Here is a 20655-nt window from a genome sequence, read left to right as displayed (position 1 = left end):
AGAATATTCCATTGAAAGTGGTACGTGCTGCTACTTGCGGCGGCGGCGCACCACTTCGAGCACCCTGTGTTCCGCGTCCTCGCCAGGCTTGATACCTGCCGGAACCTTGAAGTAGAACGCCGCGCCCAGCAGCCACCAGACACCGAAGATCGCCCAAGGCTCCCAGCTCAGCGAGGCGGGCATGCCCGGCATGTACAGGCTGAACAGCGCCGCGGTGAGCAGCACCGAAACCCAGCCGATGATGACCCCGCCATTGTTGTTGCCGCCCACGCGCAGTGGACGATCCATCTGGGGCTCGCGCTTGCGCAGCACCAAGAAGGTCACCGAAACCAGGAAGTAAGCCACGATAATGCTTGGTGCCCCGGAGTCCACGAGCCAGCCGAGCATCTCGGCACCGAAGAACGGGGCGAGCACGGAGATCCCGCCGATGAATAGCAGCGCGTTAGCCGGAGTGCTGTATTTGGGGTGCAGCTGGCCGAACCATGAAGGCAGCATGCCGCTGCGGGCCAGCGAGTAGACCAAGCGTGAAGCTCCCAGCAGCAGGGAATTCCACGAAGTCAGGATGCCGGCAATGCCGCCGGCGATCAGGACCTTAGCCATCAAGTCCGAATTGAACATCGCGCCGAAGGCATCCGCGGTGGCAATGTCGGCACCGGCCAATTCACCTGCTGGCATTGCCGACGCGGTGGTCAGCACGACCATGACGTACCACAAGGTGGCCATGATGACCGAGACAACGACAAGCTTGCCAATCTGCTTGGCCGGGATGTTCACTTCTTCCGCCGACTGCGGGATGACGTCGAAGCCGATAAAGAGGAATGGCACGGCGACGAGCACCGCGAAGAATCCGCTGATGCCCGGGGTGAACAGCGGTTGCATGTTCTGCACTTCACCACCGCTGAAGGACCCGAAGATCAGCAGCGCGCCGATAGCCAGCAGGAAGAGGACCACGAAGGTCTGCAGGACACCAGCCTGCTTGACCCCGCGGATGTTAATCCAGGTGATGAGCACTGCGGCGAGCACGCCCACCAGTGCCCAGGTCAGGTTGACTTCGAATCCGGCTACGGTCCACAGCGGAATCTGGCTCATGCCCGGGAAGATGTATTCCACGGTGCGCGGCAGGGCCACCGCTTCGAAGGCCACGATGGTTACATAGCCGCCGGTGATCGCCCAAGATCCGATGAACGATGGACGAGCACCGAGCGCGCGCAGGATGAAGTTATGCTCGCCGCCAGCCTTCGGCATGGCGGCGGTCAGCTCCGCGTAGGTCAGTCCGACCACTGCCATGATTCCGCCGCCGACCAGCATGGCCAGCATGGCGCCCATGGTGCCGGCGTTGCTCAGCCAGCCTCCGGTCAACACTACCCAGCCGAAGCCGATCATGGCGCCGAAGCCCAAGGCCAGCGCGTCAAGGTTGCCCAGCGACTTCACCAATCCCGGTGATTTGCCTGTTGATTCGTCGATGCTCATTGCGTCCTTCTTGCCATCTTGGATGTGAGTCGAGTAACGATATTGTCACGGAAGAATCTAACCAAGATTTTTCAAGACAGCCCAATCAGTTGTCATATTCATGGGTCTTGGGAGCGCAACAATACGTCAGGCAGGACAACGCTACAGGCGATTAAACATCTTGGACCAGCACCCGATATGGGTACTGGTCCAAGCAAGCAGGAGGCGTAGAACTACTCGTCGCCACGCAGGATAGCCAGGATACGCAAGATCTCGGTGTACAGCCAGATCAAGGTCATGGTCAGGCCGAAGGCACCGCGCCAAGCCATAATGGCCGGAGCACCCTGGTTCGAGAGTTCCTCGATCATGGTGAAGTCAGCAACCAAAGCGTAGGTTGCAAGCAGAACGGCTACGACACCGATAACCAGGCCGAGCACGCCGCCGCGCATGCCGAACATGCCGTCGATAACTCCGGTGAGCATCAGAACCATGTTGAGCAGCGAGAAGGCGATCAGGCCGATCATGCCGATCATGAACATCTTGTTCAGCTTGGGAGTCATGCGGTACTTGCCCGAGCGGTACAGCGCCAGGGTAACACCTGCCACGCAAAGGGTAGCCAGAACAGCCTGGACGGCGATGCCCTTAAGGTTCGGCTGGCTTTCCAGGAAACCGGAAAGGCCACCGAGGAACAGACCCTGCGCCGCTGCGTACAGGAGGATCAGTACCGGCGATGGGCGCTTCTTGAAAGCATTAACCAAGCCGAGGACAAATCCAACCAGGGCACCTGGCAGCATCAGGGCTGGAATGGTCCAGCCAATTGCAGCGCCAATGACAACCAAGGCGAGGCAGATCGCGGTCTTGTTGATCGTTCCGCCAATGGTCATGCGGCCGGTATCAGCGCTGGTTGCAGTAGGCTGCTGGTACATCTGCTGCAGCTGGTCTGCGCTCATATTTGCGGTGTCACGGAATCCAACAGGACTTCCTGGCTTGGTTCCCCAAGCATCAGAGCGGCTGCTGGAGCCAAAAATTGGGTTGCCCAATGTCATTCCCCTATAGGTTGCGATGGTGCTGGCACGTAGCTAGCAGAAGATCGTTTGTTTAATCCTATTGAATGTTGCTGTGAAATCACTCAGTCAGAAGGATGATTCGGCCCATTATTGCGAGGAAAAAATACTCTCTGAGCGATATTTTTGAAAGTTTCAGTATCAGCTTCGCGATTCACGTCGTTTTGCCCAACAACAGGGCCAGCGACCGGCGCTGCGCCTAACCTGCACACTTCCACGGCAAGAGAAAAGACCGTCGCGGACCGGTCACCCCGGACCCGCAACGGTCTTATTCCGTACCCCCAGTGGGACTCGAACCCACAAGCCTTTCGGCAGCTGATTTTAAGTCAGCCGTGTATGCCAATTCCACCATAGGGGCAAGACTCTCAAATCTTACGCGATCGAGAAAGCAAATTGAAAATCCGCTCCACATGAGTGTGCGAGGGACCGATCTCCCGGTCCCTCGCCACTAGTCGATCATCCGAGGCCTGTGCCTACTTCTTTGGCTTGGCCGACTCTTCGAAAGCAGTGCGTGGTGCTTCGAGGTTGTTCAGCTGCAGTGCGTCGCGCTTGAAGAACAGCGCAACCAGCCAGTCGCCTACGACGCGGAACTTGCGCTCGAAGGTTGGCATTGCCATGCCGTGGTAGCCGCGGTGTGCCATCCATGCTGGCCAGCCCTTGAGCTTCAGGCCCATGACCTTGGCGACGCCCTTGTTGCGGCCGAAGCCTGCAACTGCACCGAGGTTCGAGTGCTTGTATTCCTTGATGGTGCCAACGCCGTAGCGGGCAGCATACAGGTTCTTTGCCAAGAGCTTAGCCTGGCGTACTGCGTGCTGTGCGTTAGGAACGCAGGTGCCATCTGGCAGGCCGCCGGTAACGTCCTTGACTGCCGAAATATCGCCAGCTGCCCATGCGCCTTCCAGTGGATCGCCGTTGGCGTCCTTGATGCGCAGGTCGGTGCGGGTCTCGATGCGGCCGCGCTGCTCGATTGGGAAATCGGTGGAGCGAACCATTGGGTTGGCCATAACGCCAGCGCACCAGATCAAGGTGTCGGCGCCGAACGAGCCCGCTGGGGACTTGTCAGCCATGTTGATCAGTTCCAGGTTGCCTTCTTCTGCGCTGTTCAGCGAAGTGTTCAGCAGAACCTCGATACCGCGGCTGCGCAGGTGCTCGACAACCCACTCTGCCTGCTCGGCGGTAACTTCTGGCATGATGCGGCCCATTGCCTCAACGAGAACGAAGCGTGCTTCCTTCGCGTCGATGCGGTCATTGAGCTCGATCAGGTGACGAGCCATATCTTCAAGCTCGGCGATGGTTTCGATACCGGCGAAGCCGCCACCGACAACCACGAAGGTCAGTGCGCGCTTGCGTGCCACTGGGTCAGTCATGTTCGAAGCGGACTCGATGCGCTCGGCAACCTTGTTGCGCAGGGCCACGGCCTCTTCGATGGTCTTCAGGCCAATGCCGGTTTCAGCCAGACCGGTGATTGGGAAGGTACGGGTGATCGCACCAGCGGACATCACGATGTCGGTGTATTCCAGCTCGAACTGCTCGCCGTTCACTGGGGCAATAACAGCCTTCTTGCTGGCATGGTCGATGCTCAGCACGCTGCCGTTGACCAGTTCGGAGTGCTTCAGGTGCTGGCGGTGCGAGACCACTACGTGGCGTGGTTCAATCTGGCCACCGGCAACTTCTGGGAGGAATGGCTGGTAAGTCATGTATGGGTTTGGGTCGACAACGGTGACGATGCCGCCGTGTGCCTTGACCTTCTTCTGCAACTTCATCGCGACGTACAGGCCTACGTAGCCACCGCCAACGATAAGAATGCGCGGACGCTTCTGGGAGGATTCGATGATCGACATACTGTTGATTCTACGCGGATTTCCCGAGTTAGTGAAAACATTCACTAAGTGTTTCCGTTCGGTATGTCACGTCTGGGCCATATGCGAGGGATTCGCACTGAGACGTTGGACCTCCCATTATCGAATTAAGTATCGGTAGGCACGCAAAAGCGGAGTGGAACTTCAATTTCCACCCCGCTTCGGACGCTATTTACTTCTCTTCTTCGGGAATCTCATCAAACAGATCCCGCCCCTCAGCTTGTTTTGGGACTTCCAAGGAGCTCAGGGAAGCCGAGGCCAGGTTTTCCGTAGCCCGCTCACGTCGACGGCGCACCATCGTTTGGGTACCACCAGCAACGAGCACCAATAGCAGCAGCACTCCTCCACCGATGATGAGCACCGGCTGCAGCACAGGGGCCTTGCCATCAGGAAGAACTGGCTTGGGGGCCGCGACTTGCTTCAGGTCCGATTTCTCCATGGAGACCCCCGGTGCCGGAGTCTCGGTCTGAGACACGGTGTTCCGGCGGTGGACGCGGATCCATTCTTCAATGGTCCCCAAAGGGTTCTTGGTCACGGCTGGTACTTTTGCGGTCAACGCCGCATTGGCATCAATAATTCCGTAGCCGTAGAGGTTGTCCACGCCAGCAGCTCCGGTATCCTTGGCAGTCTTCAAGATTCGGTTGATTACCTCAGGAGCCTTCATATCCGGATACTCGGAACGGATCAACGCAGCGACTCCAGCTACCAGCGGGGCGGCACCAGACGTACCGGACCAGCGGGCATATCCATCGCCAGGCAAGCCGCCAACCAGCTGCTCAGCAGGGGCGGCAACACCAATGGAAATGCCTTCTGTCGAAGAATCCTGCGAAGCCTTGCCGCTGGCATCAACGCCAGCGACCGTTAGTACTCCTGGGATAGTTGCCGGTGCACCGACCTGGCTCATGCCACCAGAACGGTTGCCAGCCGCAGCAACGATGACCACGTCATGGTCCTCTGCATATTTGAAAGCGTCATCCCAGCTTTCTGGCCACGCCGGGCTAGTTGAGCCAAGAGACATGTTGATGACTTTGGCACCAGAATCCACTGCCCATTTCACCGCTCGCGGAATCTGGGTTTCCACTGGAATCTTGGACGGATTGCCTTCGCCCATCCACAGCGATACAGAAAGCAGATCTGCTGCCGGGGCAACACCCAGCACTCCATCACTGCCACGGGTCAGTTTCGGAACCTTTTCGTATTCAGGTTCTTCGGGAATGTCCTTGTCGTCGTCCTCAGCAGTCTTCTTGGCTTTTTCCCACGCGGTCTTCAAGCGTTCGTTTTCGGATTTAACCCGGTTGATTTCGCTCTTGTTATTGCCGCGTCCCGCCAGCAAGGTGGCCACCAAGGTGCCATGTTCACTCATGACGCCAATTGGCTTGTTGCCCTTTTCTCCGCCAGAGCCGGACATATCGGTACCCCCGACAATGGCGCCCTTCAGATCAGGGTGCGAAGTATCAATACCGGTATCGATGATGGCGACTTTAACGCCTTCGCCCTTTGTTGTCTTATGCGCTTCGGTCACGCCGAGGGAATCCAGCCAGTACTCGGATTCACGCATGTTGTCAGCGTGGGCCGGTGCACCAATACTGAGCGAGGTAAATGCCAATAGCGCCACCACAAGCACAGTGCTGAACTTGAAGATGCTTGTCTTTTTCCTGGCGCGCAAAGCTGAGCTCAAGACAACTCCTTGGGTCGGTGGCTGGGTGGCAAAATTAGGCAACGGCAGCTGAGGCCGCGATTCCGTCGAGGATATCGTGCTCGGATGCAATTAAGAGCATCTCGCGGTTCGCACTGGTCTTTTCCAGGTAATGAAGGATGCGCTGCACAATGGCTGCACCTGCTTGAATCACGTCTACACGGCCAGGGTGCATGAAGCCCAGCGATGCGCGCTCCTCACGGGTGTAGGAGAGCATGCTGTCAGTTGCCTGTCGCATTTGGGCAAAACTCAGCTGTGCTCCATGGATCTTTTCCGACTCATAAGCCTTCAGTCCCAGGGCCTGGGCTGTGAGCGTCGTGAACGTCCCGGCCACCATGATCACGGCATCGACCTGTGAAACGTCCACCGCACCGGTCAAGGTTTCCAAGGTGCTGTCCATGAAATCCAGTGCCGCATCAGAGCGCAGTCCAGCTTGGTGGAAACGCTCGGTAACCCGAACGCAGCCCATGTCCAGGCTCTTAGCAGCCAGCGGGCCGGTTTCGTCGCCCAGCACGAATTCGGTGGATCCTCCGCCAAGGTCGATCACCAGGCTCTTGCCGCTTTGACCGGCACGGACCGAAGCGGCCCCGGTGAAGGACAAGGATGCCTCTTCCTCACCGCTGATCACTTCTGGGGCTACGCCCAGGATCTTGGTAATCTGCGCAGAGAAAAGTTCACGATTCGAAGCGTCGCGTGCCGCCGAGGTCGCCGCGAAGCGAATGGCCTGCACCTGATGCTCATCGCACAGTTTCTTGTACTCGCGAGTGGCGGCAAAGGTGCGTTCCAGGGCTTCGGGAGCGAAGGCCCCGGTGGCGTCTACGCCCTGGCCCAAGCGGACAATGCGCATGGTGCGCAGCACGTCGACAAGCTGGCCTTCAGCATCCACGTCAGCGATGAGCAGGCGGATGGAGTTAGTTCCGCAATCGATACCAGCAACGCGCATTAGGCATCATCCTGATCAGAACCCTGGGCTGCTTCACGCTGGGCACGCTTGCGGGCGCGATCTGCACGCTTGGCAGCAGGGTCCTGCATTTCCTGGGTCTTCACATGGCGCGAACGGTCGCGGCTCGGAGCCGCAGACTCGGTATCCCACGCACCCACGCAGTAGCACTTGTCCTTGGTCCACCACTGGGAGATTGCTTCCAATGCTTGGTCGCCCAATGGGTTCACGCCTTCACCGGCAGCCAGCGAATGGCCTACCAGCACGTGCAGGCACTTGACGCGGGTTGGCATGCCGCCAGCGGAGACCCCTGCGATTTCCGGAACGGCGCCGGTGCCCGAACGTGCGCCAATGGCGTCGCGGTTGGCCAGGAACGACTCATGCGCCGCAACATAGGCCTGTGCCAGCTGCGGGTCTTCGCCCAGGTTCTCATTCATCTCGTTCATCAAGCCCGCTGCTTCCAAACGAGAAACAGCGGCAGTGATTACCGGGTGAGCCAGGTAGTAAGTGGTGGGGAAAGGAATTCCCGAAGACAAGCGTGGAGCTGTGGTTGCTACCAGCGGGTTGCCGCAAACACAGCGCGCACCGATTTCAACGACGTCGCGCACTGGGCGGTTCAGCTGGCGCGAGAGGGTATCCAGATCGGCTTCGCTAGGTACTCGTCCGGCGGCGTCAAGGGCTTCGCGGATTGGCTGTTCAGTCACGGTTATAAGTCTCTTCGGGTTTAAAGTAGTTAGTCAGTGGCAGAACGTCGGACAGAGTCGAGCAGTGCATCAACCCATGGAAGTTCCTGGCGCACCTCGAAGGTGCTCCCGTTGCCTTCGGTGGAAGTCTCTTCATCCTGTGGGCGTTCGCCGACCACCATGTAGAGCTTTTCACCGGGCATTACCAAGTTTATCCGCTCGCGTGCTTGCTGCTTGATGTACAAGGGATCATCCCAGCGCGCAATCTCGGCTTTGAGCTCGTCGCGTTGGGTCTCCAGCGCTTCAATCGACGCATGCAATTCGTTCAGCTCAGCCATTTGCGTGCGGTAGAAGTTCACGGTAGGCACAAGCATCACGGCGAAGAACGCGAGAACCACGATCAGCGCGGCGATCCGACCGGAAAAACGGTGCGCAGCAATGGGTTCGCCTTCGGGAACCTGTTTGTTGTCAACCGGCTTCTGCCCCGGTTTGCGGCGTACCGCGGCGGAGAATTTGACCCGGTCATCGCGTCGGCGTTCGTTCTGTTTTTCCTTGGCCCTTTCACGCAGCGGAGCCTTGGGCTTCTGCGTGTAATTGCCTTCAAACTTTTTCGGTCCACGTGACGCATCTGACGTTGAGCGTGTCGTGGTTTTCGGCTTCACGCTGGCACTTCGTGGCTTCGGCGCACCAGCAGCAGGAGTCTCTGGACGTGCTGTTCTCGGAGCTTTCTTTACCGGTTTCTGCGGATCAACAATATGCAGGGCATCGGTAGCCGGTTCAGCTTCATTCCCTGCGTTAACAGGTTTCGCCTGATCAACCGGGGTTACTGCGCTTTGTTCTGCCGGATCCGGAGTATTACGGCGAGGCATTCGCGGTGGACGCTGAGCCATACTCCCCCAATTCCCGTGGTGCTTCTCGTGCGGTGTTGCCGTGGATTTGGCAAGATAATTCCATTAAATAACGAAAAGCTCGCCGGTATCCACTACCGACGAGCTTATTCGCTACAACTGAAAATTAGCTGTTGAAACGCGGGAAAGCGCTACGGCCAGCGTAGAGTGCCGAAGCACCCAGGTCTTCTTCGATGCGCAGCAGCTGGTTGTACTTGGCTACGCGCTCGGAGCGAGCTGGTGCACCGGTCTTGATCTGGCCGGCGTTGGTTGCCACGCAGATGTCAGCGATGGTTACATCTTCGGTTTCACCCGAACGGTGCGAGGTGATGGTGGTGTAACCGGCGCGCTGCGCCATGGTCACTGCATCGATGGTCTCGGTCAGGGTACCGATCTGGTTGACCTTCACCAGCAGCGAGTTAGCGGTGCCCTTGGCGATGCCGTCGGCCAGACGCTGCGGGTTGGTGACGAACAGGTCGTCGCCCACCAGCTGCACCTTGTCGCCGATGGCGTCGGTCAGGGTCTTCCAGCCATCCCAGTCGTCTTCATCCAGTGGATCCTCGATGGAAACCAATGGGAAGTCAGCGACCAGGCCTGCGTAGTAGTCGCTCATTTCCTGAGCGGACAGCGCCTTGCCTTCGAACTGGTAAGCGCCGTTCTCGTAGAACTCGGAAGAAGCAACGTCCAAGGCCAGAGCAATGTCTTCACCCGGGGTGTAGCCGGCGCGCTTGATGGCTTCGGTGATCAGTTCCAGCGCCGCACGGTTGCTTGGCAGGTTCGGAGCGAAACCGCCCTCATCTCCCAGGCCGGTGGACAGGTTCTTTTCCTTCAGCACGGACTTGAGGTTGTGGTAAACCTCAACGCCCCAGCGCAGGCCCTCGGAGAAGGACGGTGCGCCGATAGGGGCGATCATGAATTCCTGGATGTCCACGTCGGAGTCGGCGTGGGAACCGCCGTTGAGGATGTTCATCAGTGGCACTGGCAGTACGTGTGCGTTCGGGCCGCCCAGGTACTTGTACAGTGGCAGGTTGGCGCTCACAGCGGCAGCATTTGCTACTGCCAGGGAGACGCCGAGGATGGCGTTGGCGCCCAGCTTGGACTTGTTGGCGGTGCCGTCCAGTTCAATCATGGCGGCGTCGATGGCGCGCTGGTCAGTGGCGTCAAGGCCCTCCAGCTCATCAGCGATTTCCTCAATCACGGACTCTACAGCGCCCAAAACGCCCTTGCCGAGGTAACGGTCCTGGTCGCCGTCGCGACGCTCAGCGGCTTCGAATGCACCGGTGGATGCACCGGAAGGAACAGCTGCGCGGCCGTGCGAGCCGTCAGATAGCAGGACCTCGACCTCAACGGTCGGATTGCCGCGGGAATCGAGGATTTCGCGCGCGTGAATGGCGTCAATCAATGCCATGAGTATGGACTCCTTGTAGAAAAGGGGTGGTCTAAGAGCTGGTCAACCAGCGGTCGCTGATAAGACCGTCGGCGCCATTGCCTGTCTCTAGCCTAGCGCTTCAAAGGTGATTTGCGCGATGTTGTTGCGTCGGTTTCCGCGCCGTACTGCTGGCCCAGGGCTGCACGAAGCACCGATTCAGCGTCCAATCCCAGTTCTTCAGCCCTCGCCGACAGGGCCGTGAGTTCGGCCGCGAGCGATCGTTCATCGGTAACCCGCTCGCGCACCTGCTGGCTAACCAGCCCCGTTGCTGCCTGCTCGGATCCCGCTCTGGCATGGCGATCGAGCAGTTTCTGCGCCAGTGCCAGGGCCGGCAACCCTGCAGGCAGACCGGCATTCTTCCGCTTGCGCGGCTGGCCGGCGCGTTCGGCCTGCTTGGCAGCATCCCATACGCGGATAATCTCATCGACATCCGTAATGATCTCCTGGCGGACCTGTCCCTGCTCATCAAAAATATGCCGGTTCCGGCGCAATAATTTCGCATTCAGCGTTTCGGCCACATCATCCAAGCCGAATTGGCCGTGTTCTTCGGCGATCAGGGAGTGCAACAGGATCTGAAAGTACAGGTCGCCCAGTTCTTCCTTCAAGAGGGAAGGATTCTGTTCAGCGATGGCGTCAAGAACCTCATAGCTTTCCTCAATGAGATAGGTGCGCAGCGACTCATGGGTCAGTGCATTGGTCCAGGCGCATTTGCTGCGAAGCGTCCGTACGGTGGCGTTGAGCTGCTCTAGCTGCGTTCTGTTCTCATGCATAGGAACATGCTACCGAAACAAGGTATTCAGCCAGCGGCCGATTAGTCCCCACCACCGATCCTTTCGGGCTAGCATTGCCGTAATTCATCCCGACGAAGTGAGGAATGCCAATGACTGTCCAAAGCACCGCCAAACTCCGGTTCCTAGAGCAGCTTCCGGCCACGCTCTTCATTGGCGGCCAGTGGGTTGAAGGCCGCTCTGATGCCACGCTGCGCACCACCAACCCTTTCGATGATTCGCTTTTAGCCGAGATCCGCCAAGCCTCAACCGAGGATGTCGATGCGGCCTACCAAGCGGCCGCCACGTCCCAGCCCGGGTGGGCCTCGTTCTCCCCCGCCAAGCGTTCCAAGGTCCTGAATCAGGCTGCCGATTACCTGCAGGGGAACTTCGATGGCATCCTCGCGTTGCTGATCGCCGAGTCCGGTTCTACCCACTTGAAGGCGAATATTGAACTGGGCGGCACCATCGCGGCGATTCGCGAAGCGGCCACCTTCCCTACCCGCGTCCACGGAAAGATCCTGCCCTCGAATGCCGAAGGCAAGGAGAACCGGGTCTACCGCGAACCGGTCGGTGTCGTGGCGGTGATCAGCCCGTGGAACTTCCCGATGCTGCTTTCAGCTCGGTCCGTGGCACCAGCTTTGGCCCTGGGCAATGCAGTAGTGCTCAAACCGGCTTCGGATACCCCGTTGGTCGGCGCCCTGGTCTTGGCCAAGGCCTTCGCCGAGGCTGGCCTGCCCGAAGGCGTGCTCAACGCGCTGGTTGGCTCCGGTTCGGAGATCGGCGATTACTTCGTTGCCCATCAGACCCCGTCGCTGGTCTCTTTCACCGGCTCCACCCCGGTGGGCAAAAACGTCGGAAAAATTGCTGTCAGTGGCGAGCACATGAAGCGTGTGGCCTTGGAGCTTGGCGGCAATGCACCATTTGTCGTTCTGGAAGATGCCGATCTGGAGGAAGCTGCCAAGGCCGCGACTCTGGGCAAGTTCCTGCATCAAGGACAGATCTGCATGGCTATCAACCGCATCATCGTCCAGGCACCTGTCTACGAGGAATTCATCGAGAAGTTCATCGAGCAGGTCAATAAGCTCGGCTATGGCGATGCCGCAGATCCAGCAAACCTTGTGGGTCCCATCATCAACGACACCCAGTTGGAATCGGTCAGCACCAAGATCAAAACGGCCCGCAGCCAGGGCGCACGAGAAGTGCTTGCTGGGTCCATCAACGGCCGCGTGGTCTCGCCGCATGTCTTCGCAGATGTCACCAGCCAGATGGAGCTCTTCCGCGAGGAGATCTTCGGACCGGTGGTGGGCATTGCCAAGGCCGAGAGCCAGGCACATGCCTTGGAACTGGCCAACGACACCGAATTCGGCTTGTCCTCCGCGGTGTTCACCCAGAATCTGGAAAAAGGCGTTGCCTTTGCCCGTGGCATCAAGGCAGGAATGACCCATATCAACGACATCACGGTCAACGATGAACCGCACGTGATGTTCGGCGGGGAGAAGAATTCGGGTCTGGGCCGTTTCAACGGCGAATGGGCCATCGAGGAGTTCACCACCGACCACTGGATCGGTGTGCAGTCCACCAAGAAGCAGTACCCGTTCTAGGATTCGCGTTCGAAAAATAGCGAAGCCGCCTCTTGCCATTGCATGGCAAGAGGCGGCTTCGCTAGTTTTTACAGCAACCAGGAACTAGTCGGCGACGTTTTCGTATTCGTCCTCGTCGTAGTCCTCGTCATCAAGCAAGTTGTCGTAGTAGTCGTTGATGTACTCGACGAGCAGTTCACGCATTTCCAGCGGGACAAACGCAGCTTCAGCAGCGTTCAAGGTCAGGTCCAGCAGATCTTCCAAGTCGTAGTCGAAAGCTTCGACGAGCAACTCGAATTCATCCGAGATCGTGGTCTGCGACATCAGGCGGTTATCCGGCGAGATGGTGACGTTGAAACCGGTCTGCACCAGCAGGTCGATCGGGTGGTTCGTAATGCCCTCGCCGAACTTGGCGGTGGCACCGGTCTGCAGATTGGAGGAAGGGCAGACTTCCAATGGGATGCCGCGTTCGCGGACCCAGTTGGCCACCGGGCCAAGCGATACCAGGCCGGTGTCGTCGCTGAGCTCTTCGCCGTTCTCGTCGATGGCACCGAATTCAATTTCGATGTCCTCGGCAACCCGAACGCCGTGGCCCAGGCGCTGGGCGCGGCCGATCAGGATGGCTTCCTTGATGGATTCCAGGCCTGCGGCTTCGCCAGCGTGCACGGTGGTCGGGAAGAGGTTTTCAGCCAGCAGGTCGAAGGCTTCCTTCATTTTCGATGGCGGGAAGCCATCTTCGGCACCGGCGATGTCAAAACCGACGACGCCGCGGCCGCGGTGGCGCAAGGCCAGCTTCGCGATTTCCACGCTCTGGTCGCTGTGGCGCATGGCGGACACAATCTGGCCGATCTGCATTGGATGGCCCTCGGCATTGAGCTTCTCGCAGGCCTGGTCCAAGCCCTCCTGGATGGCGTCAACGACGTCGTCCAGGCTCAGGCCTTCGCGGCGGTGCTGTTCAGGTGCGTAGCGCACTTCACCGTAGATCACGCCGTCTTCGGCAAGATCTTCAACGAATTCGCGTGCAACGCGGATCAGCGCATCGCGGGTCTGCATGACCGCTACGGTGTGCTCGAAGGTTTCCAGGTAGCGTGTTAGCGACCCGGAGTCGGCCGATTCACGGAACCATTCACCCAAAGCTTCAGCTTCGGTCTCTGGTAACTCATGGCCAATCTCAGCGGCCAAATCAATGATCGTCTGAGGGCGCAGGCCACCGTCAAGGTGGTCGTGTAGCGAAACTTTAGGCAGATCCCGGAAGTCGAATTCGGGATCGTAGGCAGTATGAATCATTTCTTCAGTCACACCACTGAGCCTAGTCGCATTTCCGCTGAACTGACAGCTCCCACAGGTAAAGATCTGCCAGCTGTGGTGTGAGCCTGATCAACACGGCAGGTTAACGCTCTTGCGGGGCCGGTGGCACCGTCTGCCGAAGCAGTTCTCCGGTGTGTTCCTTGCGCGCATCGGCATGGCGATGCATGCGTCCAAGCACCCAGCTGACGATCCGGTCGATGATGAATCCCAGCACCACAGCGATGACGATGGAGACGATGATTCCCAGCAGCTTGTTGTCGTGCATCCAGTTTCCAGCCATCGCGCCGATGCTGATGGAATAGGCCGCCCAGGTGAGCACCCCGATGGTGTCGAAGATGGTGAAGCGCTTGTGGCTGAAACCGGTGGCGCCTGCCGTCAGGTTCACTGCGACGCGGCCAATAGGGATGTACCGGGCGGTGAAAATGAGCAGTGCTCCGGAGGTTGCAAGTTTTTTCTCAGCGTATTTGAGTACTCGCTGCGCCCGTTTACCGCGCATCCACTTGAATCCCCGGGAACCGATCTTGCGCCCGATCGCGAAGGTGATCTGGTCGCCGAGCAAGGCACCACCGGCTCCCAGCAAGCCAATGAGAACCAGGTTGGGAACTCCGGTGTGAACCCCTACTGCAGCGAGGGAAACCAAGAATGATTCGCTCGGTACGACAGGGAATATCGCATCTATCATGCAAAACAGAAACAACAGCGGCAAGATCCACCATGCGCTGGCAGCCTGCGTAATTGCTTCATTGACTAATTCCATGCGTGCTTACATCTACTTTCCCGAAGCGTCAGTTGCGCTCAGTGTTCATCCATCTTCGCTCGAGAACTACCTTGCGCGCATCCTACTTTCGTAGCCATGTGGACAGTTCTCATCCACGACCGCAGTAGGAGATGACTAACTAACGATTGACTACGTCATTATGGTTCCCGGGAACTTGCTGTGAACTTCTAGTTCCGGCAGCGGCCTCGGTGGCAGTCGGGCAAAAAGAAGCTGGGAGACACAACGAAGTGTCTCCCAGCTCCAAAATTCAAGCAGCAATTGCCTACTTGGCCGCGATGCGATCCAAGATCAGGCGGGTGTCCGGACGGTCATCGGCCGAACCGACCATGATGGCTCGCTGGACCAGTTCAATGGCGCGCTCCATCTTTTCCGGGGTATCGGTCAGCAACGTGGCAATAGGCTCGCCACGGCGCACCAAGGCTCCTGGCTTCACATGCATGCGCACGCCCGCGCCCGCCTGGACGCTGTCTTCCTTGCGGGCACGGCCCGCGCCCAAGGTCCAGGCGGCCAAGCCGATGTCCATGGCATCCAGCTTGAGCAGCACGCCCTCGGCAGGTGCCACCACGGTGTGCGATTCCTTGGCCACCGGCAACTTGGCATCCGGGTCGCCGCCCTGGGCAGCGATCATCTTGCGCCACACGTCCATGGCCTGGCCGTTCTTCAGCGCACCGGCAACATCGACATCCTTGATTCCGGCACCAGCCAGCATCTCGGTAGCCAGCGCCACGGTCAGCTCAATGACGTCCTGCGGCCCGCCGCCGGCCAGGACCTCGACGGATTCCTCGACCTCGATCGCGTTGCCTGCAGTCAACCCCAGCGGGGTTTCCATATTGGTCAGCAGCGCCACGGTGTTCACCCCGGCATCGGTGCCCAGGTTCACCATGGTTTCGGCCAGCTCGCGGGACATGGCCTCGTCCTTCATGAACGCGCCGGAACCGACCTTCACATCCAGCACCAGGGTGCCGGTGCCTTCGGCGATCTTCTTGCTCATGATCGAGGAGGCGATCAGCGGGATCGCTTCCACGGTCGCGGTGACATCGCGCAGCGCGTACAGCTTCTTATCTGCCGGGGCCAGTCCGGTGCCAGCTGCGCAAATGACCGCGCCGACGGTGGAGAGCTGGTCGAACAGCGCTTCGTTGGACAACTCAGCCTTCCAGCCCGGGATGGCTTCGAGCTTGTCCAAAGTGCCGCCGGTGTGGCCCAGTCCGCGGCCCGAGAGCTGCGGGACGGCCACGCCGAAGCTGGCGACCAGCGGTGCCAGGGGCAAGGTGATCTTGTCCCCCACGCCACCGGTGGAGTGCTTGTCGGTGGTGGCCAGGTGCTTGCCCGAAGGGTCTGCAAGGGTGGAGAAGTCCATGCGTTCTCCGGAGTTGATCATCGCGTTGGTCCAGCGCGAGATCTCGCTGCGGTTCATGCCCTGGAAGTAGATGGCCATGTTCAAGGCGGACATCTGCTCTTCGGCGATGGCCCCGCGGGTGTAGGCGTCGATGGTCCAGTCGATCATCTCGTTGCCCAGTACTTGGCCATCGCGCTTGGCGCGGATGACCTCGACGGCACTGAATTGCTCGGTAGCCATGTGCGGCACCTTCCGTTCTGCTGTTGGCCGGTGTGCTCCGGCGCTAGGCGTTGAGGTTCTGCGGCCCGAAAGCATCGGGAAGCAAGTCGTTGATGCCCACGATCCCGCGGGCGGTCTTGATCTGCAGGGCTGCACCACGGTGCTCGAAGAGCAGCTGGCGGCAGCGGCCGCACGGGGTGATCAGCTCCATGGCCCCGTCTTCAAGCTGGCCGAAGCACACGAAGTGCTCCAAGGTGCCCCCGCCGGTGGCGAACAGCTGGCCGATCATGGCGCATTCGGCGCACAGGGTGACCCCGTAGGCGGCGTTTTCTACATTGCAGCCGGATATCAGGCGGCCGTCGCTGGTCAGTGCCGCTGACCCCACCCGGAAATTCGAGTAGGGCGCGTAGGCCTGAGACAGCGCGGCCGCGGCCGCAGCTTCAAGCTGTGGCCACGGCGCGTTGTTGGCATTCATCGTTTTACGCTATTCCTTCACATACGGTTCGCCCGCAGCCGCTGGTCCGCGTGAGCGTCCCACCAGGCCGGCCACCGCGAAGATCGTGACGAGGTAAGGCATCATCGCCATGAACTGGCTTGGCACCGGAGTGCCGATGATGGTGAGGATGACCTGCAGGTTATCTGCAAAGCCGAAGAGCAGGGCAGCCAAGAAGGCGCCGATCGGGTTCCAGCGTCCGAAGATCACCGCGGCCAGCGCGATGAAGCCGCGTCCGCCGGAGATCTCCTTGGTGAAGGAATCGATGGCCACCAGGGTGAAGAAGGACCCGCCGATACCGGCCACGATGCCGCCGAGGGTCACATTCCAGAAGCGGATTGAGTTGACCTTGATGCCCAGGGTGTCCGCTGCCTTCGGGTGCTCGCCCACGGCGCGTACGCGCAGGCCCCACTTGGTCTTGAACAATCCGAACCAGACCAGGAAGACGGCCAGGTACATCAGGTAGCCGATGACCGACTGCTTGAAGAGGATCGGGCCGATGACCGGGATCGAGGAGAGCAGCGGGATGTCAATCACTGGCAGGTGCGCTGGCGAGTTGAACCGCTCCGGGTCTTCCTGCATCACGGTGGTGAACAGGAAGCCGGTGATGCCCGATACCAGCACGTTCAAGACCACGCCGACGATGATCTGGTTGACCAGGTACTTGATCGAGAAGATCGCCAGCACCAGCGAGACCAGCGCACCGGCCAGGCCAGCGGCGATCAGCCCTGCGAAGGCGTTCTTGGTCAGCGAGGCCACCAGGGCGGCAGTGAAGGCGCCGCCAAGCAGCTGTCCTTCGATGGCGATGTTGACCACGCCAGCACGTTCGCACAGCACGCCCGAAAGCGAACCGAAGACCAGCGGCACTGCCAGCACCACGCCACCGGCCAGCAAGCTGGCCAGCGAGATGCTGTTGATGTTCGCCCCGGAGACTACCCAGATCAGGAAGCCCAGCACGAACAGGACTGCGGCTACGGCCACCATCCAGGTGGCCAGCATCTTGCCCTGCTTGCGCTGCATCCATGAGTAGGCGGCCAAGGCCAGCAGCAGTACGCCGAACACGATGTTGGTGATGCGGCCCGGGAAGACCAGTTCCGGCAACGTGAAGGCGTCGCCGGCGCTATCCAGCGTGAAGTGCGCGCTCTGGTCGTTGCCCAGCAAGCCGAAGCTGAAGAAAACGATGACTGCGATCATCGAAAGGATGATCGGGGTCTTCTTGGACGGCAAGACGTTAATTGCCGGTTGCAAGGTCGAAGTGGTCACTTGGCACCTGCCTTAGTTGGTTCGAGCTTGGAGCTGCGCTTCTTCTTGCGATTCATGCCAAAGAGGGCCTTGACCAATGGCGGTGCGGCGATGAACAGCACGATCAGCGACTGCACCACCGAAACAATGTCGATCGGCGTGCCCGTGGTGATCTGCATGTTCACGGCACCGGCCTGGAATGCACCGAAGAGCAAGCCGGCGAAGAAGGTGCCCCATGGGGTGGAGCGGCCCAGCAGGGCTACGGTGATCGCATCGAAGCCCAGCGAACCGGCGATGCCGGCGGTGAGCACCTTTTCGGTACCGGCAACCTGCGCCACACCGGCAGCGCCAGCCAGCGCGCCGGCCAGGGCCATCGCGAGGATGGTGGTGCGGGCGACGTTGATGCCGGCGGTTTGCGCGGCTTCAGGGTTATGCCCCACTGCGCGGAATTCGAAGCCCACGGTGGAGCGCTTGAACATCCAGGAAATCAGGATGACCAGCAGCACTGCCATGACGAAGCCCAGGTGCAGGCGCGAGCCCGGGATGGCCGGGAACACCGCCGAGGGGTCCAGGATCGGGGAGATCGGGTTGGTTTCCCCTGGGCGGCGGAATGCCTGGGTGTTCATCAAGAATTCGATGAGGTACACGGCCACGTAGTTGAACATGATCGTCAGGATCACTTCGTGGGCGCCGGTCTTGGCCTTGAGCAGGCCTACCAGGCCGCCCCAGATCGCACCGCCGAGCAGGCCGAAGACGATCACCAGCAGCAGGTGCAGGACCAGCGGCAGATGCCAGGCGAAGCCGATGTAGGCGGCCAGTACCGAGCCGATGATGATCTGGCCCTGGGCACCGATGTTGAACAGTCCGGCACGGAAGGCCACGGCCACGCCCAGGCCGGCGCAAATCAGCGGGGTGGAAACGGTCAGGGTCTCCAAGAACGGCTTGAAGCCCTGGGAGGAGTTGTAGATCGAGCCGTTGAACAGGGCCACGTAGCTTTCGGTGGCCGCACGCCAGAACTCGCTGAAGAAGGCCGACGGCTGGGCGAAGAGGTAGCCGGCGGTTTCGCCGACCTTCTCATCGGTCACTGCAATCAGCAGGCCGCCGATGACCAGGGCGACGATGACGCCGAGGATCGAGACCAGGCCCGGTCCCTGGGTGATCTGGCGCAGCAGGTCATTGCCCTGCTTGCCGGATTCGGGAACCACAGGTGCTTTCTCGCTCACTGCGCTTCTCCTTCCTGGTTGTCCTGCTCGCTAACTGGCTTGGCTTCAACCGGCTCATTGTCCGCCTTGGTGAAGTCGGCCTGGGCCAGAGCTTCTTCCTGCGAAACGCCGGCCATCATCAGGCCCAATACTTCACGGGAGGTATCCCCCGGCACAATGCCGTTGATCTTGCCCTTGTAGAGCACCGCGATGCGGTCGGCCAGTTCCATGACTTCGTCCAGCTCGGTGGACACGATCATCACCGGGGTGCCCTTGTCGCGTTCGGCGACGATGCGGCGGTGCAGGAATTCGATGGATCCCACATCCACGCCACGGGTTGGCTGCGAAGCGATGAACAGCTTCAAATCACGGCTCAGCTCGCGGGCCATGACAACCTTCTGCTGGTTGCCGCCCGAGAGGCTGGAAGCTGGGTTCAAGGGGTTGTCCGTACGCACGTCGAAGCCCTCGATCTGCTGCGTGGCGTTCTTCTTGATCGCCGCCAGGTTCATCGAGATGCCCTTGCCGAATGGCGGGCGGTCGTAGAGGTCCAGCACCAGGTTCTCCTCAATGGAGAACTGGGTGACCAGTCCGTGCACCGAACGGTCTTCGGGAACGAAGCCGAGGCCCGAACGCAGGATCTGCTTGACCGACTTGCCCACCAGTTCCTTGCCAGCGAGCTTGACCGAACCACCGGTTACCGGCTGGGTGCCCAGAATGGCTTCGGTCAATTCGGTCTGGCCGTTGCCCTGCACGCCTGCCACGGCAAGGATTTCGCCTTCGTGGATGGTGAAGGAAACCGAGTCCAAGGTGGTGGAGCCCGCTGCGTTGACCACGCTGAGGTTGCTGACCTCAAGTGCGGCGGCGCCCGGGGTCGCCGCCTCCTTGTGCAGGTTCAGCTCCACCGCGCGGCCCACCATCAGGTTGGCCAGCTCGGTGGTGGAAGATTCCGGGGAAACCGAGTCGATGACTTCGCCGCGGCGGATCACGGTAATCACATCGGAGACGGCTCGCACTTCGCGCAGCTTGTGCGAAATGAAGACGATCGAGGTGCCGTTGGCCTTGAGCTGGCGCATGATGTCCAGCAGCTCGTCGGTTTCCTGCGGGGTCAGCACCGCAGTTGGCTCATCGAGAATCAGGATGCGCGCATCGCGCACCAGGGCCTTGATGATTTCCACGCGCTGCTGCACGCCGACGGGCAGATCTTCAACTACTGCGTCGGGGTCTACGTCAAAGCCGTAGCGATCCGAGATTTCGCGGATCTTCTTGCGAGTGACCTGCAAATCCAGCATGCCGCCGGCTTTGGTGGTCTCTGCGCCCAAGGCAATGTTCTCAGCCACGGTGAATACCGGAACCAGCATGAAGTGCTGGTGCACCATGCCGATGCCAGCGGCCATGGCGTCGCCTGGTCCGGAGAACTCGACGGGCTTGCCGTCCAGCAGAATTTGGCCCTCGGTCGGTTGGTACAGACCGTAGAGCACGTTCATAAGCGTGGACTTTCCAGCACCGTTTTCGCCGAGCAGACAGTGAATCTGGGCGTCATCGACTACGAGGTCGATATCTTTATTGGCGTAGAAAGAACCGAAGGCTTTCGAGATTCCTCGTAGTTCGAGTTTCACGATTCCACCATCTTCATTGTTCGTTTGGCGAGGTTCTTGCGTGCAGGTTTGGCCCTCAGGCAGGCATAAAGCGCGTCACCTGCCCACCGCTGTAGTGCGGCGAG

At 59.9% G+C, this 20655-nt stretch carries 17 protein-coding genes and 1 tRNA gene; 1 reads left to right on the top strand and 17 read right to left on the bottom strand.

Translation table 11 applies throughout. The annotated features are described in order from the left end of the window. Positions 1–30 precede the first annotated feature (30 nt). The 10 genes from AARI_RS04270 to AARI_RS04225 form a co-directional block, all read right to left on the bottom strand. On the bottom strand, positions 31–1470 hold the full coding sequence (locus AARI_RS04270) for an APC family permease (protein ID WP_013348117.1): 1440 nt from the start codon (positions 1468–1470) through the stop codon (positions 31–33). Between the two features lie 212 nt (positions 1471–1682). Beyond that, the gene (locus AARI_RS04265) at positions 1683–2495 is read right to left on the bottom strand and encodes a Bax inhibitor-1/YccA family protein (RefSeq protein ID WP_041648475.1); all 813 of its coding nucleotides are present in this window, start codon (positions 2493–2495) and stop codon (positions 1683–1685) included. A 294-nt stretch (positions 2496–2789) separates the two neighbouring features. Next, positions 2790–2871 (bottom strand) — tRNA-Leu (locus AARI_RS04260). 115 nt (positions 2872–2986) lie between these two features. Next, positions 2987–4354: an NAD(P)/FAD-dependent oxidoreductase gene (locus AARI_RS04255; protein WP_013348115.1), complete on the bottom strand. Its 1368-nt coding sequence runs from the start codon at positions 4352–4354 to the stop codon at positions 2987–2989. A 190-nt stretch (positions 4355–4544) separates the two neighbouring features. Next, positions 4545–6050, bottom strand: coding sequence for a S8 family serine peptidase (locus AARI_RS04250; RefSeq protein WP_013348114.1), 1506 nt, complete (start codon positions 6048–6050; stop codon positions 4545–4547). Positions 6051–6084: 34 nt separating this feature from the next. Then, positions 6085–7011, bottom strand: a complete 927-nt coding sequence (locus tag AARI_RS04245) for a Ppx/GppA phosphatase family protein (protein ID WP_013348113.1) — start codon at positions 7009–7011, stop codon at positions 6085–6087. Continuing rightward, positions 7011–7712 carry a DUF501 domain-containing protein gene (locus AARI_RS04240; RefSeq protein ID WP_013348112.1) on the bottom strand — a complete coding sequence of 234 codons (702 nt, stop codon included), beginning with the start codon at positions 7710–7712 and terminating at the stop codon, positions 7011–7013. Before AARI_RS04240 ends, AARI_RS04245 begins: the two co-directional genes overlap by 1 nt. Positions 7713–7741: 29 nt before the next feature. Continuing rightward, positions 7742–8581 (bottom strand): FtsB family cell division protein, encoded by an 840-nt coding sequence (locus tag AARI_RS19120; protein WP_013348111.1) that lies wholly within the window; start codon positions 8579–8581, stop codon positions 7742–7744. A 124-nt stretch (positions 8582–8705) separates the two neighbouring features. Then, positions 8706–9986 carry a phosphopyruvate hydratase gene (gene eno, locus AARI_RS04230; protein ID WP_013348110.1) on the bottom strand — a complete coding sequence of 427 codons (1281 nt, stop codon included), beginning with the start codon at positions 9984–9986 and terminating at the stop codon, positions 8706–8708. Between the two features lie 92 nt (positions 9987–10078). Further along, entirely contained in the window at positions 10079–10777 is a 699-nt protein-coding gene (locus AARI_RS04225; protein WP_013348109.1) for a MazG nucleotide pyrophosphohydrolase domain-containing protein, read from the bottom strand. 110 nt (positions 10778–10887) lie between these two features. On the opposite strand from AARI_RS04225, the gene AARI_RS04220 reads away from it, so the two are divergent. Then, positions 10888–12378 (top strand): aldehyde dehydrogenase family protein, encoded by a 1491-nt coding sequence (locus tag AARI_RS04220; RefSeq protein ID WP_013348108.1) that lies wholly within the window; start codon positions 10888–10890, stop codon positions 12376–12378. An 84-nt stretch (positions 12379–12462) separates the two neighbouring features. Here AARI_RS04220 and AARI_RS04215 read toward each other — a convergent pair whose 3' ends face one another. The 7 genes from AARI_RS04215 to AARI_RS04185 all read right to left on the bottom strand — a co-directional run bounded on the left by AARI_RS04215 (position 12463) and on the right by AARI_RS04185 (position 20551). Then, entirely contained in the window at positions 12463–13656 is a 1194-nt protein-coding gene (locus AARI_RS04215) for an adenosine deaminase (RefSeq protein WP_013348107.1), read from the bottom strand. Positions 13657–13747: 91 nt separating this feature from the next. Further along, a complete protein-coding gene (locus AARI_RS04210) occupies positions 13748–14422 on the bottom strand; it encodes a DedA family protein (protein ID WP_013348106.1) in 675 nt (224 codons plus the stop codon). 283 nt (positions 14423–14705) lie between these two features. After that, positions 14706–16019 (bottom strand): thymidine phosphorylase, encoded by a 1314-nt coding sequence (locus AARI_RS04205; RefSeq protein ID WP_013348105.1) that lies wholly within the window; start codon positions 16017–16019, stop codon positions 14706–14708. Positions 16020–16062: 43 nt separating this feature from the next. Next, positions 16063–16473 carry a cytidine deaminase gene (locus AARI_RS04200; RefSeq protein ID WP_013348104.1) on the bottom strand — a complete coding sequence of 137 codons (411 nt, stop codon included), beginning with the start codon at positions 16471–16473 and terminating at the stop codon, positions 16063–16065. Between the two features lie 9 nt (positions 16474–16482). Beyond that, positions 16483–17685 carry an ABC transporter permease gene (locus AARI_RS04195; RefSeq protein ID WP_081461209.1) on the bottom strand — a complete coding sequence of 401 codons (1203 nt, stop codon included), beginning with the start codon at positions 17683–17685 and terminating at the stop codon, positions 16483–16485. Between the two features lie 65 nt (positions 17686–17750). After that, positions 17751–18956, bottom strand: coding sequence for an ABC transporter permease (locus tag AARI_RS04190; RefSeq protein WP_013348102.1), 1206 nt, complete (start codon positions 18954–18956; stop codon positions 17751–17753). Beyond that, positions 18953–20551, bottom strand: a complete 1599-nt coding sequence (locus AARI_RS04185) for an ABC transporter ATP-binding protein (protein ID WP_013348101.1) — start codon at positions 20549–20551, stop codon at positions 18953–18955. The genes AARI_RS04190 and AARI_RS04185 overlap by 4 nt, the downstream gene beginning before the upstream one ends. Between the last annotated feature and the right edge of the window lie 104 nt (positions 20552–20655).

Origin of the sequence: Glutamicibacter arilaitensis Re117, from assembly GCF_000197735.1 — a bacterium.
Classification (GTDB): Bacteria; Actinomycetota; Actinomycetes; order Actinomycetales; family Micrococcaceae; genus Glutamicibacter; species Glutamicibacter arilaitensis.
The sequence above is the reverse complement of the archived record's forward strand: the minus strand, read 5'-3'. Positions and strand labels throughout refer to the sequence as shown.

Excerpts from the sequence above, each read along its gene's own strand:
- AARI_RS04195 (WP_081461209.1), bottom strand. The coding sequence starts at position 17,685 with ATGATCGCAGTCATCGTTTTCTTCAGCTTCGGCTTGCTGGGCAACGAC.
- AARI_RS04245 (WP_013348113.1), bottom strand. The coding sequence starts at position 7,011 with ATGCGCGTTGCTGGTATCGATTGCGGAACTAACTCCATCCGCCTGCTC.
- AARI_RS04205 (WP_013348105.1), bottom strand. The coding sequence starts at position 16,019 with ATGGCTACCGAGCAATTCAGTGCCGTCGAGGTCATCCGCGCCAAGCGC.
- AARI_RS04210 (WP_013348106.1), bottom strand. The coding sequence starts at position 14,422 with ATGGAATTAGTCAATGAAGCAATTACGCAGGCTGCCAGCGCATGGTGG.
- AARI_RS04265 (WP_041648475.1), bottom strand. The coding sequence starts at position 2,495 with ATGACATTGGGCAACCCAATTTTTGGCTCCAGCAGCCGCTCTGATGCT.
- AARI_RS19120 (WP_013348111.1), bottom strand. The coding sequence starts at position 8,581 with ATGGCTCAGCGTCCACCGCGAATGCCTCGCCGTAATACTCCGGATCCG.
- eno (WP_013348110.1), bottom strand. The coding sequence starts at position 9,986 with ATGGCATTGATTGACGCCATTCACGCGCGCGAAATCCTCGATTCCCGC.
- AARI_RS04225 (WP_013348109.1), bottom strand. The coding sequence starts at position 10,777 with ATGCATGAGAACAGAACGCAGCTAGAGCAGCTCAACGCCACCGTACGG.
- AARI_RS04270 (WP_013348117.1), bottom strand. The coding sequence starts at position 1,470 with ATGAGCATCGACGAATCAACAGGCAAATCACCGGGATTGGTGAAGTCG.
- AARI_RS04220 (WP_013348108.1), top strand. The coding sequence starts at position 10,888 with ATGACTGTCCAAAGCACCGCCAAACTCCGGTTCCTAGAGCAGCTTCCG.
- AARI_RS04255 (WP_013348115.1), bottom strand. The coding sequence starts at position 4,354 with ATGTCGATCATCGAATCCTCCCAGAAGCGTCCGCGCATTCTTATCGTT.
- AARI_RS04200 (WP_013348104.1), bottom strand. The coding sequence starts at position 16,473 with ATGAATGCCAACAACGCGCCGTGGCCACAGCTTGAAGCTGCGGCCGCG.